Source organism: Nonomuraea maheshkhaliensis, assembly GCF_039529435.1.
In the GTDB taxonomy this organism is placed as follows: domain Bacteria; phylum Actinomycetota; class Actinomycetes; order Streptosporangiales; family Streptosporangiaceae; genus Nonomuraea; species Nonomuraea maheshkhaliensis.
The window spans coordinates 20,796-42,283 of sequence record NZ_BAAAMU010000010.1 but is presented as its reverse complement, the minus strand read 5'-3'; the positions used below and the strand labels follow the sequence as shown (position 1 = coordinate 42,283).

General features: G+C 71.4%; 20 protein-coding genes. 5 read left to right on the top strand and 15 right to left on the bottom strand.

Annotated features, from left to right (window positions below; genetic code table 11):
- Window position 1: 1 nt before the first annotated feature.
- Window positions 2-1,612, bottom strand: coding sequence for a DUF2207 domain-containing protein (locus ABFX54_RS09155; RefSeq protein ID WP_346103153.1), 1,611 nt, complete (start codon window positions 1,610-1,612; stop codon window positions 2-4).
- Between the two features lie 28 nt (window positions 1,613-1,640).
- Window positions 1,641-2,717: an FAD-dependent monooxygenase gene (locus tag ABFX54_RS09150; protein ID WP_346103151.1), complete on the bottom strand. Its 1,077-nt coding sequence runs from the start codon at window positions 2,715-2,717 to the stop codon at window positions 1,641-1,643.
- A 106-nt stretch (window positions 2,718-2,823) separates the two neighbouring features.
- Here ABFX54_RS09150 and ABFX54_RS09145 point away from each other — a divergent pair, with 106 nt between their 5' ends.
- Window positions 2,824-3,750, top strand: coding sequence for a TetR/AcrR family transcriptional regulator C-terminal domain-containing protein (locus ABFX54_RS09145; protein WP_346103149.1), 927 nt, complete (start codon window positions 2,824-2,826; stop codon window positions 3,748-3,750).
- 84 nt (window positions 3,751-3,834) lie between these two features.
- On the opposite strand, the gene ABFX54_RS09140 is transcribed toward ABFX54_RS09145, so the two are convergent.
- From ABFX54_RS09140 to ABFX54_RS09125, 4 genes are all read right to left on the bottom strand, one after another.
- Complete coding sequence (locus ABFX54_RS09140; protein WP_346103147.1) at window positions 3,835-4,548, bottom strand: type 1 glutamine amidotransferase; 714 nt, start codon at window positions 4,546-4,548, stop codon at window positions 3,835-3,837.
- Window positions 4,538-5,767 carry a MurT ligase domain-containing protein gene (locus ABFX54_RS09135; protein ID WP_346103146.1) on the bottom strand — a complete coding sequence of 410 codons (1,230 nt, stop codon included), beginning with the start codon at window positions 5,765-5,767 and terminating at the stop codon, window positions 4,538-4,540. The genes ABFX54_RS09140 and ABFX54_RS09135 overlap by 11 nt, the downstream gene beginning before the upstream one ends.
- Window positions 5,768-5,891: 124 nt before the next feature.
- On the bottom strand, window positions 5,892-8,774 hold the full coding sequence (locus ABFX54_RS09130; RefSeq protein ID WP_346103144.1) for an ATP-binding protein: 2,883 nt from the start codon (window positions 8,772-8,774) through the stop codon (window positions 5,892-5,894).
- A gap of 167 nt (window positions 8,775-8,941) precedes the next feature.
- Window positions 8,942-10,891 (bottom strand): hypothetical protein, encoded by a 1,950-nt coding sequence (locus ABFX54_RS09125; RefSeq protein WP_346103143.1) that lies wholly within the window; start codon window positions 10,889-10,891, stop codon window positions 8,942-8,944.
- A gap of 170 nt (window positions 10,892-11,061) precedes the next feature.
- Here ABFX54_RS09125 and ABFX54_RS09120 point away from each other — a divergent pair, with 170 nt between their 5' ends.
- On the top strand, window positions 11,062-11,724 hold the full coding sequence (locus tag ABFX54_RS09120; RefSeq protein ID WP_346103141.1) for a hypothetical protein: 663 nt from the start codon (window positions 11,062-11,064) through the stop codon (window positions 11,722-11,724).
- Window positions 11,721-12,383, top strand: a complete 663-nt coding sequence (locus ABFX54_RS09115; RefSeq protein ID WP_346103140.1) for a hypothetical protein — start codon at window positions 11,721-11,723, stop codon at window positions 12,381-12,383. The genes ABFX54_RS09120 and ABFX54_RS09115 overlap by 4 nt, the downstream gene beginning before the upstream one ends.
- 38 nt (window positions 12,384-12,421) lie before the next feature.
- Here the strand turns inward: ABFX54_RS09115 and ABFX54_RS09110 are convergent, their stop codons facing one another.
- Window positions 12,422-13,618, bottom strand: coding sequence for an RNA-guided endonuclease InsQ/TnpB family protein (locus tag ABFX54_RS09110; RefSeq protein ID WP_346103139.1), 1,197 nt, complete (start codon window positions 13,616-13,618; stop codon window positions 12,422-12,424).
- A 943-nt stretch (window positions 13,619-14,561) separates the two neighbouring features.
- Here ABFX54_RS09110 and ABFX54_RS09105 point away from each other — a divergent pair.
- Window positions 14,562-15,641 (top strand): hypothetical protein, encoded by a 1,080-nt coding sequence (locus ABFX54_RS09105; RefSeq protein ID WP_346103138.1) that lies wholly within the window; start codon window positions 14,562-14,564, stop codon window positions 15,639-15,641.
- Between the two features lie 99 nt (window positions 15,642-15,740).
- On the opposite strand, the gene ABFX54_RS09100 is transcribed toward ABFX54_RS09105, so the two are convergent.
- Window positions 15,741-16,976: a hypothetical protein gene (locus ABFX54_RS09100; protein ID WP_346103136.1), complete on the bottom strand. Its 1,236-nt coding sequence runs from the start codon at window positions 16,974-16,976 to the stop codon at window positions 15,741-15,743.
- Window positions 16,977-17,196: 220 nt separating this feature from the next.
- On the opposite strand from ABFX54_RS09100, the gene ABFX54_RS09095 reads away from it, so the two are divergent.
- Window positions 17,197-17,748 (top strand): helix-turn-helix domain-containing protein, encoded by a 552-nt coding sequence (locus ABFX54_RS09095; protein ID WP_346103135.1) that lies wholly within the window; start codon window positions 17,197-17,199, stop codon window positions 17,746-17,748.
- Between the two features lie 4 nt (window positions 17,749-17,752).
- Here the strand turns inward: ABFX54_RS09095 and ABFX54_RS09090 are convergent, their stop codons facing one another.
- The 7 genes from ABFX54_RS09090 to ABFX54_RS09065 form a co-directional block, all read right to left on the bottom strand.
- A complete protein-coding gene (locus ABFX54_RS09090) occupies window positions 17,753-18,499 on the bottom strand; it encodes a methylated-DNA--[protein]-cysteine S-methyltransferase (protein WP_346103133.1) in 747 nt (248 codons plus the stop codon).
- Window positions 18,496-19,056 (bottom strand): RNA polymerase sigma factor, encoded by a 561-nt coding sequence (locus ABFX54_RS09085; protein ID WP_346103131.1) that lies wholly within the window; start codon window positions 19,054-19,056, stop codon window positions 18,496-18,498. The genes ABFX54_RS09090 and ABFX54_RS09085 overlap by 4 nt, the downstream gene beginning before the upstream one ends.
- A 143-nt stretch (window positions 19,057-19,199) precedes the next feature.
- Window positions 19,200-19,505 (bottom strand): DUF1416 domain-containing protein, encoded by a 306-nt coding sequence (locus ABFX54_RS09080; RefSeq protein WP_106244064.1) that lies wholly within the window; start codon window positions 19,503-19,505, stop codon window positions 19,200-19,202.
- Complete coding sequence (locus ABFX54_RS09075) at window positions 19,505-20,344, bottom strand: sulfurtransferase (protein WP_346103129.1); 840 nt, start codon at window positions 20,342-20,344, stop codon at window positions 19,505-19,507. The genes ABFX54_RS09080 and ABFX54_RS09075 overlap by 1 nt, the downstream gene beginning before the upstream one ends.
- Window positions 20,341-20,754 carry a DUF4395 domain-containing protein gene (locus ABFX54_RS09070; RefSeq protein ID WP_346103127.1) on the bottom strand — a complete coding sequence of 138 codons (414 nt, stop codon included), beginning with the start codon at window positions 20,752-20,754 and terminating at the stop codon, window positions 20,341-20,343. The genes ABFX54_RS09075 and ABFX54_RS09070 overlap by 4 nt, the downstream gene beginning before the upstream one ends.
- A gap of 60 nt (window positions 20,755-20,814) precedes the next feature.
- Window positions 20,815-20,898, bottom strand: coding sequence for a putative leader peptide (locus tag ABFX54_RS56875; protein ID WP_357918323.1), 84 nt, complete (start codon window positions 20,896-20,898; stop codon window positions 20,815-20,817).
- 125 nt (window positions 20,899-21,023) lie between these two features.
- Window positions 21,024-21,485 carry a thioredoxin family protein gene (locus ABFX54_RS09065; RefSeq protein WP_346103125.1) on the bottom strand — a complete coding sequence of 154 codons (462 nt, stop codon included), beginning with the start codon at window positions 21,483-21,485 and terminating at the stop codon, window positions 21,024-21,026.
- Window positions 21,486-21,488: the final 3 nt, after the last annotated feature.

Here is a 21,488-nt window from a genome sequence, read left to right as displayed (position 1 = left end):
CTCAGAGGGTGCGGAACTGGCGGGTGGCGGAGATCGCGCCGGAGGTCGTCGTGGTGAACGTGCGCATCGATCCGGCGAACTTGGACAGGTCCCACTCCGCCGGCCCGTGATACCAGTAGAGGTTGTCGGCCTGGTGGCCGTTGCCGGTGACGGAGGCCACCACCCGCGCCCAGTGCTCGACCCCGTCGAAGATCACGGCGTAGGGCAGGTAGCGGGAGAAGAGCTCGACCCGGTGCTGCTCGGGCACGTCGCCGAGCTCGCCGGAGAACAGGTACTGGCGAAAGCCCATCGTGTGCGCCAGCGCCGCCGAGCCCTTGGCGGTCTTGGCCGGCATGTACTGGCCGCCGACGGCCAGCGCGCCGCCCGCGATGACCAGGGCCAGACCGAGCAGCCCGTACGTGGTGAGCCAGGCCAGCGCCGCCGTGGCGATCAGCCCGACGCCGATGAGGATCACCCCGATCGTGGTCCACCGGGTGCGCTCGGTGTCGGGACGGCGGGCGAACCAGCCCTGCCTGACCACGTCGGCGTAGAGCGCGTCGCGCACCTTGCCCAGGTGGCTGACGAACGAGCCGGACAACTGCGACAGCAGCACCGCGTCGCGCCCGTCGAAGATGGCGTCGTAGAGGGCCTTCTCGTACGGCAGCAGGTCGTGAACCGGCGCGTTCGGGTTCCTGACCAGCATCCAGTCGGGGGCGTCGTACGCCTGCCGCGGCTGCTCGTCGATGCGCAGGTAACCGCGGACCGCGAGGTCGACGATGGTGGCGGTCACGTCGACCACGTCGGCCTGCTCGTCCACCAGGGTGCCGATCTGGCCGGGCCGGACCCCGTCGGGCGGGGAGAAGTGACCGTTCTGCACCGGATCGACCGCGCCGCCCTCGTGCCCGGCGACCCTGGCGTCCCTGCCGCGCGTCCAGTAGATCAGCGCGACGCCGCCGAGCAGCAGCACCAGCAGGCCGGCCAGCGCGCCGCCGGTGACGGTGTCGAGCGTGAAGGCGGCGGCCAGGGAGAAGCGCCGCTCCAGGATCGGTGCGCCGCCGCTGGAGCCCTTCGGGTAGCCGACGACGACGGTGAGGGCCTGGCCGGCCGGGATCGCCTCCTGCTCGAAGTCCGCCTGGGTGGCCGAGTGGTCCATGGAGGCCGAGGTGCAGCCGATGGCGGAGGTGAGCTCGCCGGCGAAGCAGGACAGGTTCTGGACCTGCCCGGGGCCGCTCACCTTGACCGTGGCCTTGGCGACCTGCTGGTTCCAGCCGTTCACGGCGAACCAGCGCAGCTCCTCGACACCGCCCGACGTGGTCACCGCTCCCTTGACGTCGTACTCGACGGTCTCGCCCGTCACGGTGAGCACGTCGCCGCTGAGGGTGCCGCCCTTGACGTTCGCGATCTGGTAGAGGCGGTCGTTGGCGTCGTCGTACCGCGTCCTGGTGATGAATGTCCGCTTGAGCCCGCCGGAAGCCCCGGTGATCTTCTCGACCACGTGCAGGGTGCCGTCCTTGCCGAGGGTCATCGTCACCTCGTCCGTGATCCCGGCCTCCGCTGCCAGGGCGGCGGGGGCGGCGGTCAACGTCAGAGCGGTGGCCGCCATGGCGGTCAACGTGAGTCTGATACCCGTCATGGCGGGAAATCGTAGCGGTTACGCCCTGTCAGTCCAGCGTGATGCCGGCCGCCGCCCGTTGCACGCTCTCCGGAGCGGCTCCCCGGCCGGGGTTCTCGTGGGCGAGCGCCTGGTTCGCCGCGACGAACGGGCGCATGCGCTCCTCGTAGCACGCGTACGCCGTACGCGGGTCGCGGCCGAGCTCCTCCGCCAGCACGTACGCCCCCACCATGGCCAGGCTCGTGCCCTGCCCCGACAGCGGCGAGGCGCAGTAGCCCGCGTCACCCACCAGCGCGACCCGCCCCTTCGTCCAGCGCTCCATCCTGACCTGGGCCATGGCGTCGAAGTAGAAGTCGTCGGACTCCCACATCGCCTTCAGCAGCCGCTCCGCCTCGAAGACCCCGGCGCAGCGCTCCTGGACGAGCCGCTTCTGCCCCTCGACGTCGCGGTGGTCGTAGTCGATCGCCTCGGACCTGAAGCCCAGGTTGACCCGCAGCTCGCCCGGGTCGCGGTCGCTGAACAGCGCGCCGCCCGCCTCGCCCTCGTTGAACCAGGTCTGCCAGCGGTCCAGGCCGAGGAAGTTGGGGGCGGTGTAGATGGAGACGTAGGTGCCGAGGTGGTGCACGAACTGCCGCTCCGGGCCGAAGGCGAGCCGGCGCACGTTGGAGTGCAGCCCGTCGGCGCCGATGACGCGGTCGTAGCGCTCCTTGCGGCCGCTCTCGAACGTCACCTCGCCGTTCTCGCTCAGCGTGGCGATCGAGTCGCCGTAGAGATAGCGGGCGTCGGAGGCACCGACGAGGACGGCGACGAGGTCGTCGCGCATGATCTCGACGTCGGGGCTGTCGAAGCGTCCGCCGCTCAGCGTGCTCTCCTCGTCGCGCATGAGCTCGTTGCCGGCCGTGTCCACCATGGACATGCCGCGCATGGTCGTGCGCAGCGCCTTGATCCGCTCCAGCAGGCCCATGCGCGCGGCCACGGTGAGCGCGGCGCCCCTGAGGTCGACGGCCTGGCCGCCCTTGCGCGGGGCGGGCGCGCGCTCGACGACCGTGACGTCGTGGCCGTGCCGGCGCAGCCAGTACGCCAGCACGGGCCCGCCGACGCTCGCCCCTGAAACGAGAACCCTCATGATCTGCTCCCTGCTGTTGACGTTGTACGCGAAACTGAATGTACGCAGTACATACAGCAGGCAGCAAGGCTATAGTGGGCAGATCTGTACTAGTACAGGAGGACGCATGACCACCCCTCCCCACGCCCTGATCGCGGCCGACATCAAGCGGCGCATAGCGGAGGGCAGGCTGCGCCCCGGCGAGCGGGTGCCCTCGACCAGGCAGCTGGCCCGTGACTGGAACGTCGCCCTGGCCACCGCCGCCAAGGCGCTCACGCTGCTGGCCAGGGAGGGCGTCGTGGTGGCCGAGCCGCGCGTCGGCACCGTGGTGGCGCGGGGTCGCGGCCAGAAGCCCAGGCCGGCCGCCTCCGAGCACGACCTGACGCGGCGGCGCGTGGTGCGCGCGGCCGTCGAGCTCGCCGACGTGGACGGGCTGGCCGAGCTGACCATGCGCGCGCTCGCCGACCGGCTGGGCGTGGCCACGATGTCCCTCTACCGCCACGTGGGCGGCAAGGACGACCTGGTCGTGCTCATGGTGGACGCGGCCGTCGCGGAGTTCGCGCTGCCCGGCGAGCAGCCGGACGACTGGCGGGCCGGGCTGGAGACGATCGCCCGCCTGCAGTGGGCCTCCTACCGCGCCCACCCGTGGATGGCCGGGCTGAGCTCGATCACCCGGCCGGTGCCCTCACCCGCCCTGCTCAGGCACACGGAGTGGGCCATGCGGGCGCTGGCGGGCAGCGGGTTCGACGCCGAGACCAGGATGTACGTGCAGATCACGCTCTACGGCTACGTGCAGGGCATCGCGGCCAACATCGAGAAGGAACGGCGGGCCCAGGCGGCCACCGGGGTCACCGCCGACGAGTGGATGGACGAGCGGGGCGACGAGCTGCGCTGGATCGGCGAGTCGAGGGACTATCCGGCCTTCGTCCGGCTCCTGGACGAGCTGGGCGAGTTCGACCTCGACCTCGACCGGCTCTTCGAGTTCGGCCTCGGCGCGCTGCTCGACGGGCTCACCCCGCTGATCGAGCACGGCCGAGGCCGGAACGAACGCTGACGCCGACCCAGCCGCCCCAGCCGGGTCGGCGCGGGTCGGCGCCGCAGGACCCTCGTCGCCGGCCGGGTCAGCTCTGCAGAACGGTCAGCTCTGCAGGACGGCCGTCAGCCGCTCCTGGCGCAGGGCCTCGTAGCGGGAGTCGTCGAGCGGGGCCAGCTCCCCGGCCCGCCACGACAGCAGCAGGTCGGCCAGCGCGGGGTTGCGGGCCAGCGCGGGGCCGTGCAGGTAGGTGCCCACGACATGGCCCGCGTAGCAGCCCTCGAACCCGTCGCCGTTGCCCACGCCCTTGATCGTCTGCGACAGCGGCCTGACGCCGGGACCCAGGCTGGTGACGCCCATGTGGTTCTCGAAACCGGTCAGCGTGGGCAGGTTGAGCGCGGCGTCCACCTCGGCCACCAGCTCGCCCACGGCCCGCGCGGGACCCCGGGTGCTGGCGATGTCGAGCAGGCCGATGCCGTCGACCGGCTGGCCCTCCTCGCCGCCGAACGTGCTGCCCATGATCTGGTAGCCGGCGCACACGGCCAGCATGGCCGCCCCGCGCGCGATGGCCCGGTGCAGGCCGCCGTCTCTGCGCAGGCGCTCGGCGGCCAGGATCTGCGGCCGGTCCTCGCCGCCGCCGATCAGGTAGATGTCGCCGGTCTCGGGAACGGGGTCGGCCGAGCGTACGTGGATCGTCTCGGTCTCGATGCCCCTGCGCTGCGCCCGCTGCTCAAGGACCAGGACGTTGCCCTGGTCACCGTAGGTGCTCAGCAGGTCGGGGTAGATCCAGACGATGCGAAGGGCACTGTCAGACGGCACGGCCGAACTCCGTTCGGATGTCCTGGAAGGCGGTGTAGTTGGCGATCACGTCGACCCGGCCCGGCGGCTGCATGGCCAGCGCCTCCGAGAACGTGCCGCACAGCGTGAACGGCACGTCGGCCACGTCGAGCCGAAGCGCCATGTCGAGCCGGCGCTGACCGGTGACGAAGACGGGCCGCCCGCGCAGGATGCGGTAGTCGACGTCCCACAGCCACGAGGTGTCGCGGCCGTCGGGGCCCTGCGCGTTGACCGACAGGATGATCGGGAACTGCGGGTCGGCGACGTCGAACGCCTCCAGCCAGCCCGCCGGGTTCTTCGCCAGCAGCAGCCGCGCGTGCCTGCCGTCACGCTCGACGGTGGTGTAGCGGCCGGCCACCGAGGTGACCTCGCGCAGCCTCGGCAGCGCCTGCTCCACCGGCAGCCCGAACGCGTCGGCCACCGCCAGCGCCATCACCGCGTTGGAGCGGTTGGCCTGGCCGGGCAGCTGGATGTCGAGCAGCCAGCGCTGACCCTGGGGGTCGATCGCCGCGTCGTCGTCGACCGCCCACTGCGGCTCGGGCCGGTGGAACGTGCACTCCCTGCACGCCCAGTCGGCGTCCTTGCGGTCGAGCGGGCCGCCGCACTCGGGGCAGCACCAGGAGTCCTCCTTCCAGCGCTGCCCGCCGGCGACCCAGGTCACCTTGGCGGCCGTCGAGGCGCCCCAGGTGACGAGCGGGTCGTCGCAGTTGGCGATCACGTGGGTCGGCTTGCCGGACAGCGCCCTGCGCCACTTCTGGGCCAGCAGCCAGATCTCGGCTGCGCGGTCCATCTGGTCGCGGCTGAGGTTCATCAGGCAGACGACGCCGGCGCCGGTGGTGTCGAGCACCTCCGGGAGGTATTTCTCGTCCACCTCCAGCACGCCGTAGGGGGCCCGCTTGTGCTGGGAGAGCGCGGAGACGTGGCCGGCCGGCATGTTGGCACCGAAGACGTTGGTGGCCACCTCGCCGAGCTCCAGCAGCGCCGACGTGATCAACCTGGTCGTGGTGGTCTTGCCGTTGGTCGCACTGACGAGGGCCAGCTTGCGATCTCTGGCGAGCTGGCGCAGGAGGTCGGGCTCGAGCATCAGGCCGACCCGCCCGCCGATCACCGAGCCGTCACCACGCCCGGTCATCCTGGACAGCGTGGCGGCACTGCGGCCCAGGGCGCTGGCGAGCTGGGCCCGCAGAGGAAGCTGGGTCATGTGCATGGATCCTAGTCGTCGTTGCCCCCAAGTCTGGAGAACCACAGCAAAACGCAGCCCGCGAGCTAGGAAGCCCGCGCTCGCGAGCCGATCGGGGACCGGCTCGCGCGGCGTGCGGCGGCGGTCAGGCGGGGGAAGGGGCGGGCTCGGCGAAGGCGATCTCCGGGGCGCCGCCCTGCTCGAACGGCAGCACGAACCTGCGCGGCCACGACAGCACCCCTTCCAGCCAGCCGGCCCCCATCGTCTGCCCCACGTGCCTGATCCTGGCCGACGCCTCCACGCCGATGGCGACCGTCACGATGTCGCGCTGCACGCCCTCGGCCTCGTCGTCGCCGAGGATGACCCGCCAGGCCAGCGACCGGTTGTGCTCCACCTCCATCGACAGCGGATGGTGACGCAGCGCCTTGGCCCGGTGACCGAGCAGCTCGGCGTGGATCAGGTCGCCCGAGCCGTTGCCGTTCGGCGGGCGGAACAGGGCGTACTCCATGGGCGGCGCGGGGCTGCGCAGGTTCGGGGCCGGCTGCCCGTACGGGAAGAGCCGGTCGACCTCGTGCAGCCAGCGCACCTGCGGGATGACCCACGACGCGCCAGGGCGCTCGCCGCCGCCGTCGAGTCCTGACAGCAGGCGGGTGGCGGTCTCGGCGGCCTTCTCCGTCAGCAGCGCCGGATCGAACCAGCTCCGCAGCGACCAGGCGCGCCGCTGCACCGCGCGTTCGACGAGGGTGGCGAGCAGGCACTCCCTGCGCCGCGCCGGCAGGTCGGCCCAGGCGGCCGACAGGGCGCGCGGAACCCCCGGCAGCGGCCGGTTGCTGACGAAGGCCAGCACGACGGTGTCGCACCAGATGCGCAGCCAGGCCCAGTCGGAGGCGTCGGCGAGCACGTCGGCCTCGCGCAGCTCCACCAGCGTGCACGCCTGCCCGGTACGGCACTGCGCCCCGCACGCGGCCGACCTGCGCCCGCGGATGGGCGGCGGCGGTCCTGGCAGCACCTTCTCCCTGGACTCCCCCAGCGGCACGCGCACCCGCAGCGGCCGGTCCATGCCGTCGGCGAACACCGCGGCCGAGCCCGGCTGGAGCGAGACCACGTGGCGGGACTGCTCCTCGCTCAGGTTCATGGCCGCCCCGACGAGCGACCTGTCGTCCTCGGCGGGCAGCCGGTGCACGACCTTCAGCGCGGTGTTCTTGACCACGTCGGAGATGAGCTTGGTGGGGATCTGCTCGGCCACCACGATGCCCTCGCCGTACGCCCTGATCTCCGCGAGCAGCCCGGCCAGCAACTCCACGGCGTGGGTGGAGGCCCGGCCGTGGCCGCGGTCGCGCAGCAGGCGGTGCGCCTCCTCGATCACGATGACGTGACGCAGCTCGGGGCTGCGCTCCCGCCTGGCGCGCATGCGCAGGTGCTCGACGATCCTGATGATCAGCGTGCCCATGAGGAACGCCTTGTCCTCGTCGTTGGCCACGTCCTCGATGGCCAGCACGACGTCACGTTCCAGCAGGCCGCCGATGTCGGCGGGGTGGCCGCCCTCGAAGAAACGCCCGGCCGAGCCCACCCGCAGCGAGCGCAGCCGCAGCGAGATGAAGCCTTCGACGTCGGCCTGCACCTCGCGGCCGTACCCGATCTCCTTGATGACGTCCATGGCGTGCTGCTGGAGCTGTTCGAGCGTGGGCACGCTGGGCGGGACGCTGGAGCCCGGCACGGCGCCGCCGGTGACCACGTCCCAGCCGGTGGCCTCGTAGACGCGCTGCAGAGCCAGCGACATGATCTGCGGGAACGGCTCCTCGGCGTCGAACGCGGCCATGAACAGCGCCCTGACCATGTCGATGTGCGCCTGGACCGGGTAGCCGGGCTCGGGTTCGAGCGGGTTTACGCTGAACGGCACGCCGTCGGGGGCCGACGGGTTGATCACGGTGACGGGGTCGTCGACGCGGCCGGCCATGGCGGCGTACTCGGACTTGGCCGGCTCGATCGCCAGCCACGGGATACGGGCCCTGCTGAGCTGCTCCAGCAGGTGCCGTACGGTCTGGGACTTGCCCGACCCGGTCGCCCCCGTGACGAAGGCGTGCCGGTTGAGCGTGGACAGCGGCACCCGGAACGTGCCCACGCCCCGGTCCTGGCCGTCGAGGATCTCGCCCAGCTCCAGCTCTCCGCCGGTGGCGCCCTCGTTCGACTCGGCGGTGACGTCGAAGAAGCCGGACTCCAGCACGCGCACGCCGGGCACCTCCCGCCTGGGCAGCCCGGCCAGCGCGGCCAGCGCCCCGGCGGTGGCCGCGAACGGCGCCGCGGCGCCGTCGGACGGATCCTGCATGGTGACGGCCAGCGCCTCCGACAGGGCGTAGGCGGCGCCGTGGGAACTGCGCAGCCGGTACGGGTGATGGCTCATCTCGACCGACCCCACGAGCACAGGTGCGATCTGCCGCAGCTCGTCGGCGGTGGCGCCGCCGGCCAGCACGCGCACGTTCCACAGGCCCGCCTCGCGGAAGGCGTCCAGCTCCTGCATGCGCCGCTCGGCCCGCTCGGCGTCGAAGCGGGAGCGCTCGGAGGCGTCGCCGTACTGGCGCAGCACGTTGAGCTGCGTGCGCAGGTGCGCCACCTCGGCGTCGAGCAGGTCGGTCGGCTCGGCGACGACGAGCCAGGCGAAGGGCCGCGACATGAGCGTGACCAGCGTCGACTCGAACAGCGTCGGCCGTTTGAGCTCGTCGGGGTCGAACTCGCGCCCCCTGCTCCCCAGCGGCGGCGCCTGCCGTCCCGGGCACGGCGCCCACACCAGGTCGGCCAGGTCGGCGAGATAGCCCTCGTCGAGCTCCGTGCCGCGCGCCCCGCCGGGGAACAGCAGCGGCTGCGGCCCGCTCGGATGACCGGGCGAGTCGGTGGCCCGGCGCGGCTGGCGCGGCGGCGACAGGGGCCCCGCGTTGGTGATGAGTTCGAGCGGCGCCCCCGATCCTCTCGACAGCCAGCCGATGACGAAAGGCCGGTCGCGCTGCGCCGCCGACAGCACCGCGGGAAGCACGGTGACGAAGTCCCACTCTGCCGACGAGCTTCGCGAGGGTGCTGCGATCGATTGGATTCGATACCAGGGCCCGCTCAGCGAGACACTCGGCTGCATTTCATTCCCCCACAGACGGTTCTTTGTTAAATTCCGCCAACCGTCAGCTCGTCACCTTGACATTGACCATGTCATTGCCTGCCCTTGCGCCAGTCCAGGCGTGGCGGTGGTGGCCCGAGGTTCGGCGGCGGCTCTCCGTCGCCGTCCCCGGCCCTGGGATCGAGCGCGAGTACGGCCTCGCGCACGTCGTCCAGCTCGCCGAGCGTGGTCTTGGGAAAGGTGAGGATGGCCGGGTTCGCGTCTGCCAGGCGTACGCGCCTCCCCTCCGCCGTGGCGTCCGTGACGATCACGGACGTCGTGGGTAGTTGCTGGAGCTGGTGCGGCTCCACGAGGAACTCGCGCGAGCGCTGCAGCACCCGCTCCTTCTCCGCGATCTTGTCGGCGGTCCTGCCCCACTCCGTGGACTCGGTGATGTCGCCGGCCAGGTCGTCGTGGTTCTCGTCGCGCCCTTCGTGCTCCTCGTCGTCGATCTGCGCGACGGTCGAGGTGTAGCCGCCGTCGAGGCCCGGCAGCGAGTCGCTGATCGTCTCGGTGAGCTGGGCCAGCTCAAGACGGTGCTCGGTGCCGACGTGCTCGCTGGCGACCCGGGCGTCCTCGGCGTTGCCGAGCCGCATGAACGCGACCGCGGCGTGCCCTCTGCCGAGCCGCTCGCGTACGGACGGGGTCAGCGACCGGTACGTCAGCACCAGCCCGGTACGGGAGGTCTCACAGGCGTCCATCAGCCGGTCGAGCACGTCGCCCCTGAGCTTGTCCGCGCCCGCCACGATGATGGTGTGGTACCAGGGCCGGTCGGAGGCGGGCGACTGGCGCAGGATGTGGGTCAGGGCGGTGGCCACGTACGTGCCGAGCACCCGGTTGCCGAAGACACCCGCCTGCCGGTCCATGCTCACCACCCGCAGCCTGGCGGGCGGCAGCCGTACGGCCTGCGTGCCCAGCGTCTCCAGCTTGCGCAGCTGCGACTCCAGCGCCCACGCCCGCTCGATCACCACCCGGTCGCTCACGCCGCGCCCGAACAGCGTGCCGATGCGTTCGAGCTGGGTCGCGGTGATCAGCCCGAACCTGAGGTCGTCGCGCGGGTCGCCCACCTGCGCCAGCGCCCGCAGCGCGGCGGTGACCTGGCTGATCGTGGCGTTCTCGCCGAGCACCTCCAGGACCCGCTCCAGGATGGCGTTGTCGAAGCTCAGGTCGCGGGTGGTGCGGTGCTCCTCGCTGACGCTGACGACGTGGGCCAGCACGTCGGCGAACGCCTCGGGCTTCAGCGTGGCGCCCAGGTCGAGCTTGGGCAGGTCGACCGGCAGCACCCACACCAGCGGGTCGTCTCCGCCCTTGCGGGCCAGCTCGATGAGGTCCTTGGCGATCGCGCCCTCGGACAGGTCGAGCACCGTCAGGTGGCCGCCGCTGTAGAGGCGGGTCGCGCCGAGCAGCGTCACGAGCGCGGACCAGCCGGGTAAGGTCCCGCCGGCCACGTCGATGCGGTCGATCTCGTCGGGCACCGCCACGGCGTACCAGGTGAGCTGCTTGTCGTGCCGGTCCTTGGACTCCTGCCACTCGCGGTAGCGCTGGGCGTGCTCCTCCTGCGCCTTGAACAGCTCCTTGTCACGTTCCCGCTGCTGCCGCTCGTCGCGGGCCTGCTGCTCCAGCACCCGGTAGCGGACCGCGCGGTCGCCCTGCATCAGCGCGAAGCTGCACACGGCCGCCACGCCGCCCGCGGCCACGAGCCCGACCAGGGCGAAGGACCAGGGCAGGTAGCCGGCCAGGGCGGCGGCGAGGATCAGCACGGTCAGGACCAGCATGAACAGGCGGAAGACCCGGACCGGCCGGTTGAGCATGTCCTCCTGGAGCCGCTCGCGGCGCAGCAGTTCGAGCCGGGCGGGATCGTCCTCGGCCTCGGCGGCCGGTTCCTCGGCGGGAGAGGGGCGCCTGGGTGGCGAGCCTGGGTCGGGGTGCAGCAGGATGTACTGCCAGCCCAGGTAGATGCGGTCCGCCTGGAGCTGGGCATGCTCGGGATGCACGTCCGCCACGTGACCCTCCGGCCGCCGGTATGTCATGAGGAGTAGGGATCAGCCCTTTCCGCTCCGTGACAGCGTATGAGCTACAAGGCCCGTAGCGGCAGGGTTTCTCGGCAATTCGACCAGTCCGATGGGAGCATTGCGGCAGATGGGACAAGCGATACCTATTACCATCCTTACCCATGACGGAACCCTCCGGCGGCAGCAGTGACAAGCCCAGACGCCCGGTAGTGGTGCCCGCGCTCGCCTTGACGGCGTTCACGGTCGTCGGCATCACCGCTCTGCTCGGCGGACTCAGCGAGGCTCCCGACGAACCGGAGGCCCTGGGCCAGGGCGCCGTGCTCGACCAGGGCCGCTACTCCACCAAGTTCGTCGAGTCACGGGTCACGGTGGAGAAGGCCCAGTTCGACTGGGAAGAGGACAAACGCTTCGTCGAGCTGGTCTTCGACGTCGTCAACCTGGGCGACGACACCTCCGGGATCGGGATGCCGCCGGAGAAGCCCGAGAGCGCCGTCACGGCCGGTGACTTCGCCGGCTCCCTCCTCAAGATCACGCCGGCCTTCTCCAAGGACGCCGGTCCGTTCACGTTCGTCCGCGTCAAGGGCGGGGAGAGCAGGCAGCTGCACCCGGGGGTCCAGAGCGAGGTCATCCTGCGCTACCGGCTCAAGGAGAACGAGCAGCCGCCGGAGAAGATCACGCTCGACGTGGGGGCCTTCGAGTATTCGGCCGACCCCGTCGCCGCGCTGCCGTACTGGTCGGTGGCCAGCAAGGAGGTCGGCGACAAGCAGATGCCCGAGATCAAGGCGCGGGTCGTGCTGCCGGTCAAGAAGGAGGGCACGACGTGACCACCACCCAGCAGCCTTCCTCCATGGTCCCGGCCCGCGGCGCCAGGCGGGCGCAGCGCCGGTCGGGCGGCTCCGGCGGCGGTGGCGTCGCGACCCAGGCGCTCGCCGCGCTCGCCGGGGTGGCGCTGATCGCCGTCGCCATGTGGGTGCAGAGCTTCCACCTGTCCGAGCTCGAAACCAGCGATCCGCTCGTCTACAGCGGCGCCAAGGGCGACATCGTGGACGCGCGGCGCTTCAGCCTGCAACTTGAGGACTTCTTCGCGGCCAAGTCGATCAAGAGCGGCGACAAGACCGTCCAGACCGACCAGATCTTCCTCGTCCTCAAGGTCAGGGCCAGGTCCGCCCTCAAGCCGTACCACCTGGGGCAGCCGGTGCTGACGACCGCCGACGGGAAGAAGTTCGACGCCACGGACCGGGTGAACAGCACCCGGACGCTGGCCGACAAGTGGGTGCAGCCGGACATCTGGCGCACCGGCGAGTCCTACTTCGAGGTGCCGCCGGCGGCCCTGGCGGGGGCGACCGTCACGTACGCTCTCCCCGGCTCCTTCCTCGTCGAGTCGTACCAGCCGGAGGTCGAGATCGATCTCGGCCTGGACGAGGAGGGCGCGCGCAAGCTGGCCACGTCGGCGCAGGCCGTCTACTCGACTGACAAGAATTGACATCCTCCCCCGCATGAAGGCGGGGATTCCAACGATGACTACCCCACGAGGAGGCGGTCGTGTTGCGGTTCGCGGTTCACCGGCCCGCCCAGCGGCGAGCCTCCCCGCGCAGCGACGGCATGCCCTGCCGCCGTATCCCTGATGTTCCTGGCCGCGCTGGCGTCGGCGTTGTCCTGGTGCCCGCAGGCGAGGCAGCGGAATCGAGATTGGCTCTGTCTCGACTCCGCCGCGCGGTGCCCGCGGGCGTTGCAGGTCTGCGACGTGAGACGAGGATCGATCTTGCGGATGCGGCCGGGAGCCTTGTGCTCCAGCCGCTCGACGAGCCGTCCCCAACCGGCGGCCAGGACACCCCGGTTGAGCCCGGCCTCCTGGCCCACGTTGCGGCCCGGCGCCTCGACCGTGCCCCGGGCCGAACGGGTCGTGCCGGCGATCTTCAGGTCCTCGACGGCGATCACCTCGAAGCGGCGGGCCAGGCTGGTGGAGGTCTTCTCCACCCAGTCCTTACTCCGGTCGGTTTCGCGGGCCTTCAGCCGGGCGATGGCCGCCTTCACCTTGGCCCTGCGGCTGGATCCGCGCTGTGCCCTGGCCAGTCTGCGCGGCAGGCGCAACAGACGTGCCTTCTCCGTGTCACGCAGGCCGGGAGCTTTCAGCAGCTCGCCCGTGGACAGCGCCGCCGACACGGCAATCCCACGGTCCACGCCGACGACCTCACCGGTGTCGGGAGCGGGCACCGGTTCGGGTACTGCGGCGAAGGTGACATGCCAGCGGCCCGCTCGGTCCCGGGTCACCCGGTAGGACTTCACCCCTTCAGGGACGGCGCGGGACCAGCGCAACCGCACCCACCCCACCTTCGGGATCCTCACCTCGCCCACCTTGCGCGACAGCCGGCGCACATCACCCGCCTCGACCGCGACGACCCGCAACCCTTCCCCCCGCCCGCGCTTGCGCCACGTCGGCCGCCTGTGGGTCTTGCCGAAGAAGTCAGCCATCGCCTGCGCGAAGCCCTTGAGCGCCTGCTGCTGGACGACGATCGAACCCGCCCGCAACCACGCGAACTCCGCCCGCGCCTGCGTGAGCTGGCGGCACTGCTCCGCGAACCCCGGCGCGCCCTTCCGCCCCGGCTTCCGGTGCGCGTGCTGCTCCACCGCCAGATTCCACACGAAACGGGCATGCCCGCAATGCTCCAGCAGCACCCGCTCCTGCGCGGGCGTGGGCTGAAGCCGATAGCGAGACACGCCGATCAAGCTACCGATCAACACCGACCGAACCGGGAGACAGCAGTGCCCGACCGTTCCGCGTCTCCTCCCCGCCCTGAAGGACGGGGCTTCCACGCTGTAGATACATGGTGATCGCGGTATGAGTACGAACGAGGAGCGCGACTGGTTCTCGCCGAGGAGCGAGAGGCAGCCCGACGACCCACCGACATCGTCCGGTCCCCAGGCCCCGCCACCCGTCCGACAAGCCCCGCCGTCGGGTCAGCAGGCCCCGCCGTCCGGTCAGCACGCCCCTGACGGCCTCCAGCCGCCACCCTCCGGTCAGCGGGTCCCTGAGGGCCTCCAGCCGCCTCCGTCCGGCCACCGGCTCCCTGACGGCCTCCAGCCTCCACCGTCGGGACGACAGGTCCCTGACGGCCTCCAGCCTCCGTCGCCCGGGCGGGCCTCAGGTGGCCTGCAACCCCCGCCATCCGGTCGCCAGGCCCCAGGCAGCCTCCAGCCTCCGCCGGCCAGCCGGCAGCAACCTCCGGGCCTGCAAGCGCCGCCCGTGCAGCCGCCGGCCAGTCCGCGGCAGCCCTCCGGGCTCCAGCCGCCACCTGATCGGCAGCCGCCGCCGTCGGGGCGGGGTTCGCACCCGTTCGTGGAGTTCCCTCCGTCTCAGAGCACGCCGCAGGGCTTCTCGCAGGGTCCGGCGCCAGGCGCGCCGTATGAGGCTGGCGCGACCCAGCCCTACGGCCCGCTCCTCGGCCAGGACGCGCGCCCCGGCCAGGACGCCCTGTCTCCCAGACCGCAACCGCGTCACGGACAGGACCCGCTGCTCTCCGGACCTCAGGCCGGCTATGGACCGGACCCGCAGGCCGCTGGGGCTCAGGCCGATTACGGGCAGGATCCGACCGCTGCGGCTCAGGCGGCCTTCGGGCAGGAGGCGCCGGCCGAGGGAGGGGCCGGGCGCCGGGAGACTCCCTTGTCGCGGCGCAGGCCGACCCGCAGGCGGGCGGCGGGGCAGGGGCAGCAGCCCGGGCAGAGGCCGGGCGTTCCCGGATACGGCATTCCCGCACCTCAGGGGCGCGCCGGTCAGGGCGGCCGGCACGCGCATCCGGACCAGCAGGTCTGGCCACCCGCCCAGACTCCCGAGGCCGCCGAGCCGCCCGGCATGGCCACCCAGCCCCTCCCCGCTGTCGGCGCGCCCGCTCTCCCCTACACCGGCCGCCGGCACGCCGACCAGGACACCCCGGTCGCGGGCCCGGGAGGGCCGCAGGCGGTCGGCGGCGAGCAGGCGATGGGCCCTGGGCCGCAGTATCCGGCGGGCTCTCCGCAGCCGGGCATGCCGCTTCCGGCGGCCGGCCCGGCGTATCCAGGGCAGCCCGCGCATCCGGGGCAGCAGGGACAGCCGGCGCATCCGGGACAGCCGGGAGAGCCGGCTACCGCGGCGCAGCAGGGCACGTCCGGGGCGGGGCGGTCGGCGTCCGGGATGTCGCGTCGGCGCAAGGTGCTGATCGGGGTCGGCGCGGTTCTCGTGTCGCTGCTGATCACCGGCGCCCAGACCTACGACGGCTACAACTTCTACACCGTCCAGACGGACGAGAAGACCAAGGAGATCGTGGTCGCCGCCGGTCAGCCGGCCACGGTGAACAAGATCGAGTGGACGGGCTCCGTCAAGCCGATGAAGATGCCGCCCGGCAACGGCGGCTACGGCCCCGAGGTGACCTGGCTGCAGGTGGACGTCACCAAGAAGGCCCTCGACGCCAGCAGCGCCACCATGACCGCCAGCCCCAGGGACATGAAGCTGACGGACCGCGCGGGCCGTACCTGGGTCGTGGAGATCTCCTCGGACGGGAACCGGCCGACGGACCGGCTGGAAGTGGGCAAGGCGTACAAGATCCTCGCCGGGGCGATCGTGCCGACCAAGGTGGCGGACGAGGTGGAGCTGCTGCTCAGGCCGAGCAACTACCGTTCGGACACCCCGACCGAGGATCTGTTCAAGCGTGACGTCATCGAGAAGATGCCGCAGGACACCGAGGTGCTGCGGTTCCGACGCCGTTGAGCGTGGGTTCAGGCAGGAGATGAGGGGTCCGGTCCGGACGTGGTCGGGCGTCCGGGCCGATGCCGTCGAGCGTGGGTCCGGACGTGGTCGGGCGTCCGGTCAGACGTCGTTGAGCGACTCGCCGCTGAGCCGGGCCCTGGTGGCCGCGATGTCGTACGTCGCCGCCAGCAACGCCATGGTCAGCACGGTGACGGCGCAGTCGCGGACGAACGCCAGCGGCGGCCCCTGGACGGCCCAGAGCCACTCCGACTGCGAGCCGATGAGCGTGCGCAGCCCGCGGTCGGCGTACTGGCCGCCCACGTCGAGCGCCACGTAGCACAGGCACATCATGCCGAACAGCGGCAGCCCGGCCCGGTAGATCATCCGCAGCGAGTTGGCCAACGGCAGCCAGCGGTCCTTGAACCCGCCGGTGACCTGGTCGAACGACTTCTGTGTGAGGTCGTGGGCGCCTTCGAGCCGGTCGACGCCCCGTTCCAGCCTGGTGCCCTTGACCAGGGTGCGGGTCTCGTCGGAGTACGCGCCGAACACCAGCATCGCCACCGTGAGCCAGGCGAGGGGGACGGCGACCGAGTCGAGGAAGATCGGCCAGAGGTCGTCGAACACCTCGGTGACGTCCTTCCACAGCGGCAGGTTCTCCTGGGCCTTGGTCCAGACGTCCTTCGTGTCGGCGATCACCGCGCGGTGCTCCATCCACTCGGAACGCGCGTCCGCGATGGCGACGGTGCCGTTGAGGCCGTAGAAGACGAAGGCGAACTCGGAGAAGGCGGCGCCGAAGCCGGCGAACTTCCCCTTGCCGTTCTCGACGAGCTTCGCGAAGAGCAGCTTCAGCCCGAACGTGACGACCATCGCGCCGATCGACACCCGCCAGTCGAGGTCGATGAGCCCCCGGCCGACGAAGTTCTCCTCACCGAAGAGGGAGTTGTTCAGCCCTTCCTGGAAGTTGTGGAAGTAGTCCATCTGGATGGTCTCCCTGGCGTCCCGGTTCTGGAAGCCCCAGGCCAGGTAGAGCACCGCGAACGCCGGGGCGACCCGGTCGAGCGCGCGGAAGAAGCGCTCGTCCGCCACCCCTTCCCTGGCACGGATCTCCCACAGGGAGCTGCGCAGGGTGTAGAGCATGCCGGTCGTGACCGTCATCGCCGCCAGCACGATGAGCGTCAGCAGGGTCATCACGAGCACCAGGCGGACCTGACGGAAGTCGCCGTACGCGACCTCCGTCGCCGCGTACATCAGCACGAAGCGCGTCAACTGGCCGGCGGCGAACCAGAAGATCAAGGGCAGGGCGCACTTCCCCGCGAGACGCAGTGCGTGCAGGGGCAGCGAGTACGGCGACGGCATCCGCTGAGCCGGCGTAGGCCCAGGTCGCGGAGGCACCATCACACCTGTCGATCCGGACATCTGTGGAATCGTATCGGTCTGTCCCTCATGTCGCAGCCGCAACACCCGAAGAGGGTCACTCTCCGCAGATCGATCATGGACACGCGGCGACGGACGCCGTCCGGCGCATCGGCCTGTCCCGGGGCTCATCAGTTCGCCGATTCTGCGGCACCATGGCGGTATGGATTCGCGGCCGGCCATAGACACCGATCCCCGCGTGGTGGGAGAGCGACTGCGACAGTTGCGGCAGGCCCGCGGCGTCTCGCTCTCCGAGCTCGCCAAGCGCGCCGGCATCGGGAAGGCCACGCTGTCGGGCGTCGAGACCGGCACCCGCAACCCGACGCTCGACACGCTGTGGGCGATCACCGCGCAACTAGGGGTGCCGATCGGGGCGATACTCGACGCGCCGCCCGAGCCGCAGATCATGCGCGGCACGGCGATCGAGGCGGAGCTCCTTGAGGTGTTCGAGGACGACCGCGTCACCTACGAGCTCTACCGCGTACGCGTGCCGCCCGGCCTCACCCAGACCTCCCCCGGCCACCACGAGGGCGTCAGCGAGCACATCACGGTCTTCACCGGCACCCTCAGCGCCGGCCCCATCAAGGAGCCGCTGACGGCCGGGCCCGGTGACCACATCTCGTGGGTCTCCGACGTGCCGCACGGCTACCGGGCGCACGGCCCCGACGTCGTCCGCGCCACCCTTCTCATGCGTTACCCCACCAAACCGATCTGACAAATCACGAAGGATCGGGCTGGGCGGGGCGGCAGGTGCGGCAGGGGCGATAGCCGGCCGCCCTGGCCTGGGCGAGGCTGCGGAAGCCGTGCCGGTGCGCGGGGGTGATGCGCCTGGCGTTGTGGCAGGTCGGGAAGCACACCACGCCGGTCGTGTCGCTGGCCAGGTAGAAGACGCGCTCCCCTGCCAGCCGGCGGAGCCGGTCCAGATCGACCCCCTCGGCCAGCAGCAGCCGCTCCTTGGCCGCGGCGCCGAACACGTAGTCGCCGGGGACCCCGTCCGACCTGGTCACCCGGTGACACGGGATGAGCAGCGGCACCGGGTTGTGGCCGAGCGCCGTCCCCACCGCGCGCACCGCCTTCGGCCGCCCGGCGCGGGCCGCGACCCACGCGTAGGGGCGCACCTCGCCGCGCGGGATCGTACGGACGGCCTCCAGCACGTCACGCTGGAAGTCGCTCACGCCGCGCAGGTCCAGCCGCAGCCCCGCCAGGCGGCCGGTGCGCAGCGCGGGCAGCAGCCCGGCGGGCGGACGCGCGGCGGGCAGCAGCGGGCGGCCGAAGCGCTTCCTGTGGGCCTGCGCGAACCCGTCGCCCGCGTGCACGTACGCCACGCCCTGCTCGGTGAAGGCCACCGAGAGCTCCCCGATCGGCCCCGGCACGCTGACCCAGCGGGCCGCGATCCGGTCGAGCAGCCCGTCCGGCGGCCCGGCGGCCAGCGCCGCCAGTCCGGTGAGCAGTTCGTCCTCGGTCATCGGGCACCTCCCAGTGCGCGTAGCCGCCTCAGCCCCCGTGACACGTGCGACTTGACCGTACCCTGGGGGATCTTGAGCACGGTGGCGATCTCGCTGACCGGCAGGTCCACGACGTGCCGCAGCACGACCGCGGCCCGCTGCTCCTCGGGCAGCAGGGCCAGCAGCCCGGCCAGCTCGTCGCCGGTCTCGCGGCGGACGGCCGCCGCCTCGACGTCCTCGTGCGGATCGACGGCGTCGACCGGCTCGCCTGGCAGGTCGGGCGGCGGTTTGCGGGACCTGGTCCTGGCGCAGTTGCGCCAGACGTTCATCAGGATCGTCATCACCCACGCCCGCGGCTGGAGCTGGGCGACGCGGTCGCGCTCGTATCCGGCCAGCGCCCGGTACGCGCGCAGGAACGTCTCCGCCGTGAGGTCCTCGGCGTCGGGCCAGCGCCCGCTCAGCCGCAGCGCGGTCGAGAAGACCAGGCCGCGATGGGCGGCGTACAGCTCGGCGAACCCCTCGTCGAGGTCGTCGAGCAGTGCCTTGCGCACCGGGTCGGCGCAGTCGGAATCACTCACGTCCTCTACAACACCACCCGGCGGGAGACGGTTGCACACCGAGGCCGCACGCTTTCGAGCAGGCCGGGAACCCCCGCCCGCGAGCGAGCACGCGAGAGGCCCGCGTCCGTGACGGACGCGGGCCTCTCGTTACGTGTCGCGGGTCAGACGGCCACCGCGAGCTGGGCGACCTCGCCCAGCTTGGCCTCCACCTGGACGTCCCTGGTGACGCCGCCGCCCGCGATGATGCGGACGGTCCAGTCGCCGGGAGCGGCGAAGAAGCGGAAGATGCCGTCGTCGGACACCACGACCTCGCCGGTGAACTCACCGGAGTGGTCGAGCAGCCGCGCGTAGGCGGTGCCGGCGCCGGTCACGACGCCCTGGATCACGGCCTGGTTGGCCAGGTCGATCCCGGCCGGCAACGCGATGGTCTGTTCGGGTGCTCCGCACCCCTGTGCTGCGCTCGACATCAGCGGGCCTCCCCCAGCTCGATCGGCACGCCCACGAGCGAGCCGTACTCGGTCCACGAACCGTCGTAGTTCTTCACGTTGGCCTGCTCCAGCAGCTCGTGCAGCACGAACCACGTGTGCGCGGAGCGCTCGCCGATGCGGCAGTAGGCGATGGTGTCCTTGCCGAAGTTGACGCCGGCCTCCTGGTAGAGGGTGCGCAGGTCGTCGTCGGACTTGAACGTGCCGTCGTCGTTGGCCGCCTTCGACCACGGGATGTTGCGCGCGGTGGGCACGTGGCCGCCGCGCTGGGCCTGCTCCTGCGGGAGGTGGGCCGGGGCCAGCAGCTTGCCGGTGAACTCGTCGGGCGAGCGCACGTCGACCAGGTTGAGCTTGCCGATCGCGCTGACGACGTCGTCGCGGAAGGCGCGGATCGCGGTGTCCTGCTCCTGGGCGACGTACTGCGTCTTGGCCCGCTCGGGCACGTCGCGGACCAGCTCGCGCGAGTCGAGCTCCCACTTCTTGCGCCCGCCGTCGAGCAGCTTCACGTTCTGGTGGCCGTAAAGCTTGAAGTACCAGTAGGCGTAGGCCGCGAACCAGTTGTTGTTTCCGCCGTAGAGCACGACGGTGTCGTCGTTGGAGATGCCTCGGTCGGACAGCAGGGCCTCGAAGCCGGTCTTGTCCACGAAGTCGCGGCGCACCGGGTCCTGTAGGTCGGTGCGCCAGTCGACCTTCACGGCGCCACGGATGTGGCCCTTGTCGTAAGCGCTGACATCCTCGTCGACCTCGACGAGGACGACTCCGGGCGTGTCGAGGTTGGCCTCGACCCAGTCGGCGTCCACCAGGGCGGCGGAGCGGCTCATTGGGATACCTCCATTTTGGCGGCGGGCAGTAGACGGCGAATGAGCAGGTACATCTCGCAGCCAAGGCAGAATCCGAAGGCTGCGTTGAGGAAGGCGGCGAGGAGAGCCGCGGCCGTGGCCACGAGGGCCAGCGGCGTGATCCCGGTGAGATATCCGGCCAGACCCACGACCGCGAAGACCAGTCCGACCCCCTGGGCGAAGCGGGGCGGGCGGGCGTCCTCGGTCTCCTTCGGGGCGCTGCGGACCAGCGCCTTGAAGAGCATCGCGTACGGTGAGCGCCACACCAGTCCGAGTGCGAAGACCACCGTCTGGGCGGCGAGCAACCAGGAACTCCCCGTCACCAGGACGGAGGCGAGGACCAGGGTGGTGATGGCCGCGCCGAAGCGCAGCGCTCTAGGATCGGCACGCATCGCGGGATGCTCCTGAAGGGGTCGATTTGGGGCGGATCGAAAGTCCGCGCGAGATCGTCCTCAGGCAGCGCGACAGAGCGCGGTGGCGACGCGGCAGAAATCAACCGCGCGCCGCTTCGTCAGCAGCTCTGTCGTCGGGTTCATGGGCACGACACTACTCGGCGTCTCGACATCTGTCACATCTCGTCCGGTTGGTGAGACGAATGTGACCTGCATCACAGCCGAGCTTGCTGTCGGGCTCGCGGTCGGGCTCGCGGTCGGGCTCACCGTCACGACTCCGGTACGGCGCCCGCCAGCGCGGCCAGGACGTCGGCCTTGCGCGGCTGACCGGCCGCCCTCTTGACGATCACACCCGCCTGGTCGAGCACCAGCACGGTCGGGGTGCGCATGATGTCCAGCCGGCGGACGAGGTCGAGCCGGGACTCGGCGTCGATCTCGACGTGGCTGACCCCGGGCACGAGTTCGCTCACGTCGGCCAGGATCCGCCGGGTGGCCCGGCAGGGCTGGCAGAAGGCGGTCGAGAACTGCACGAGCGTGGCCCGCTCGCCCAGCCCCGAGCCGAGGTCGGCGGCGGACAGCCGCTCGCCGCCCGCACCGGCCTCAGTGGCGGCCCCAGTAGCGGCCCCAGTAGAGGCCCCCGTGTCGCGTATGCGGCCGTCGCGGCGCAGGCGGATCACCCCGATCAGCGTCCCGAGCGCCAGCGTCGCCAGCACCACCCACAATCCCGTCATCCC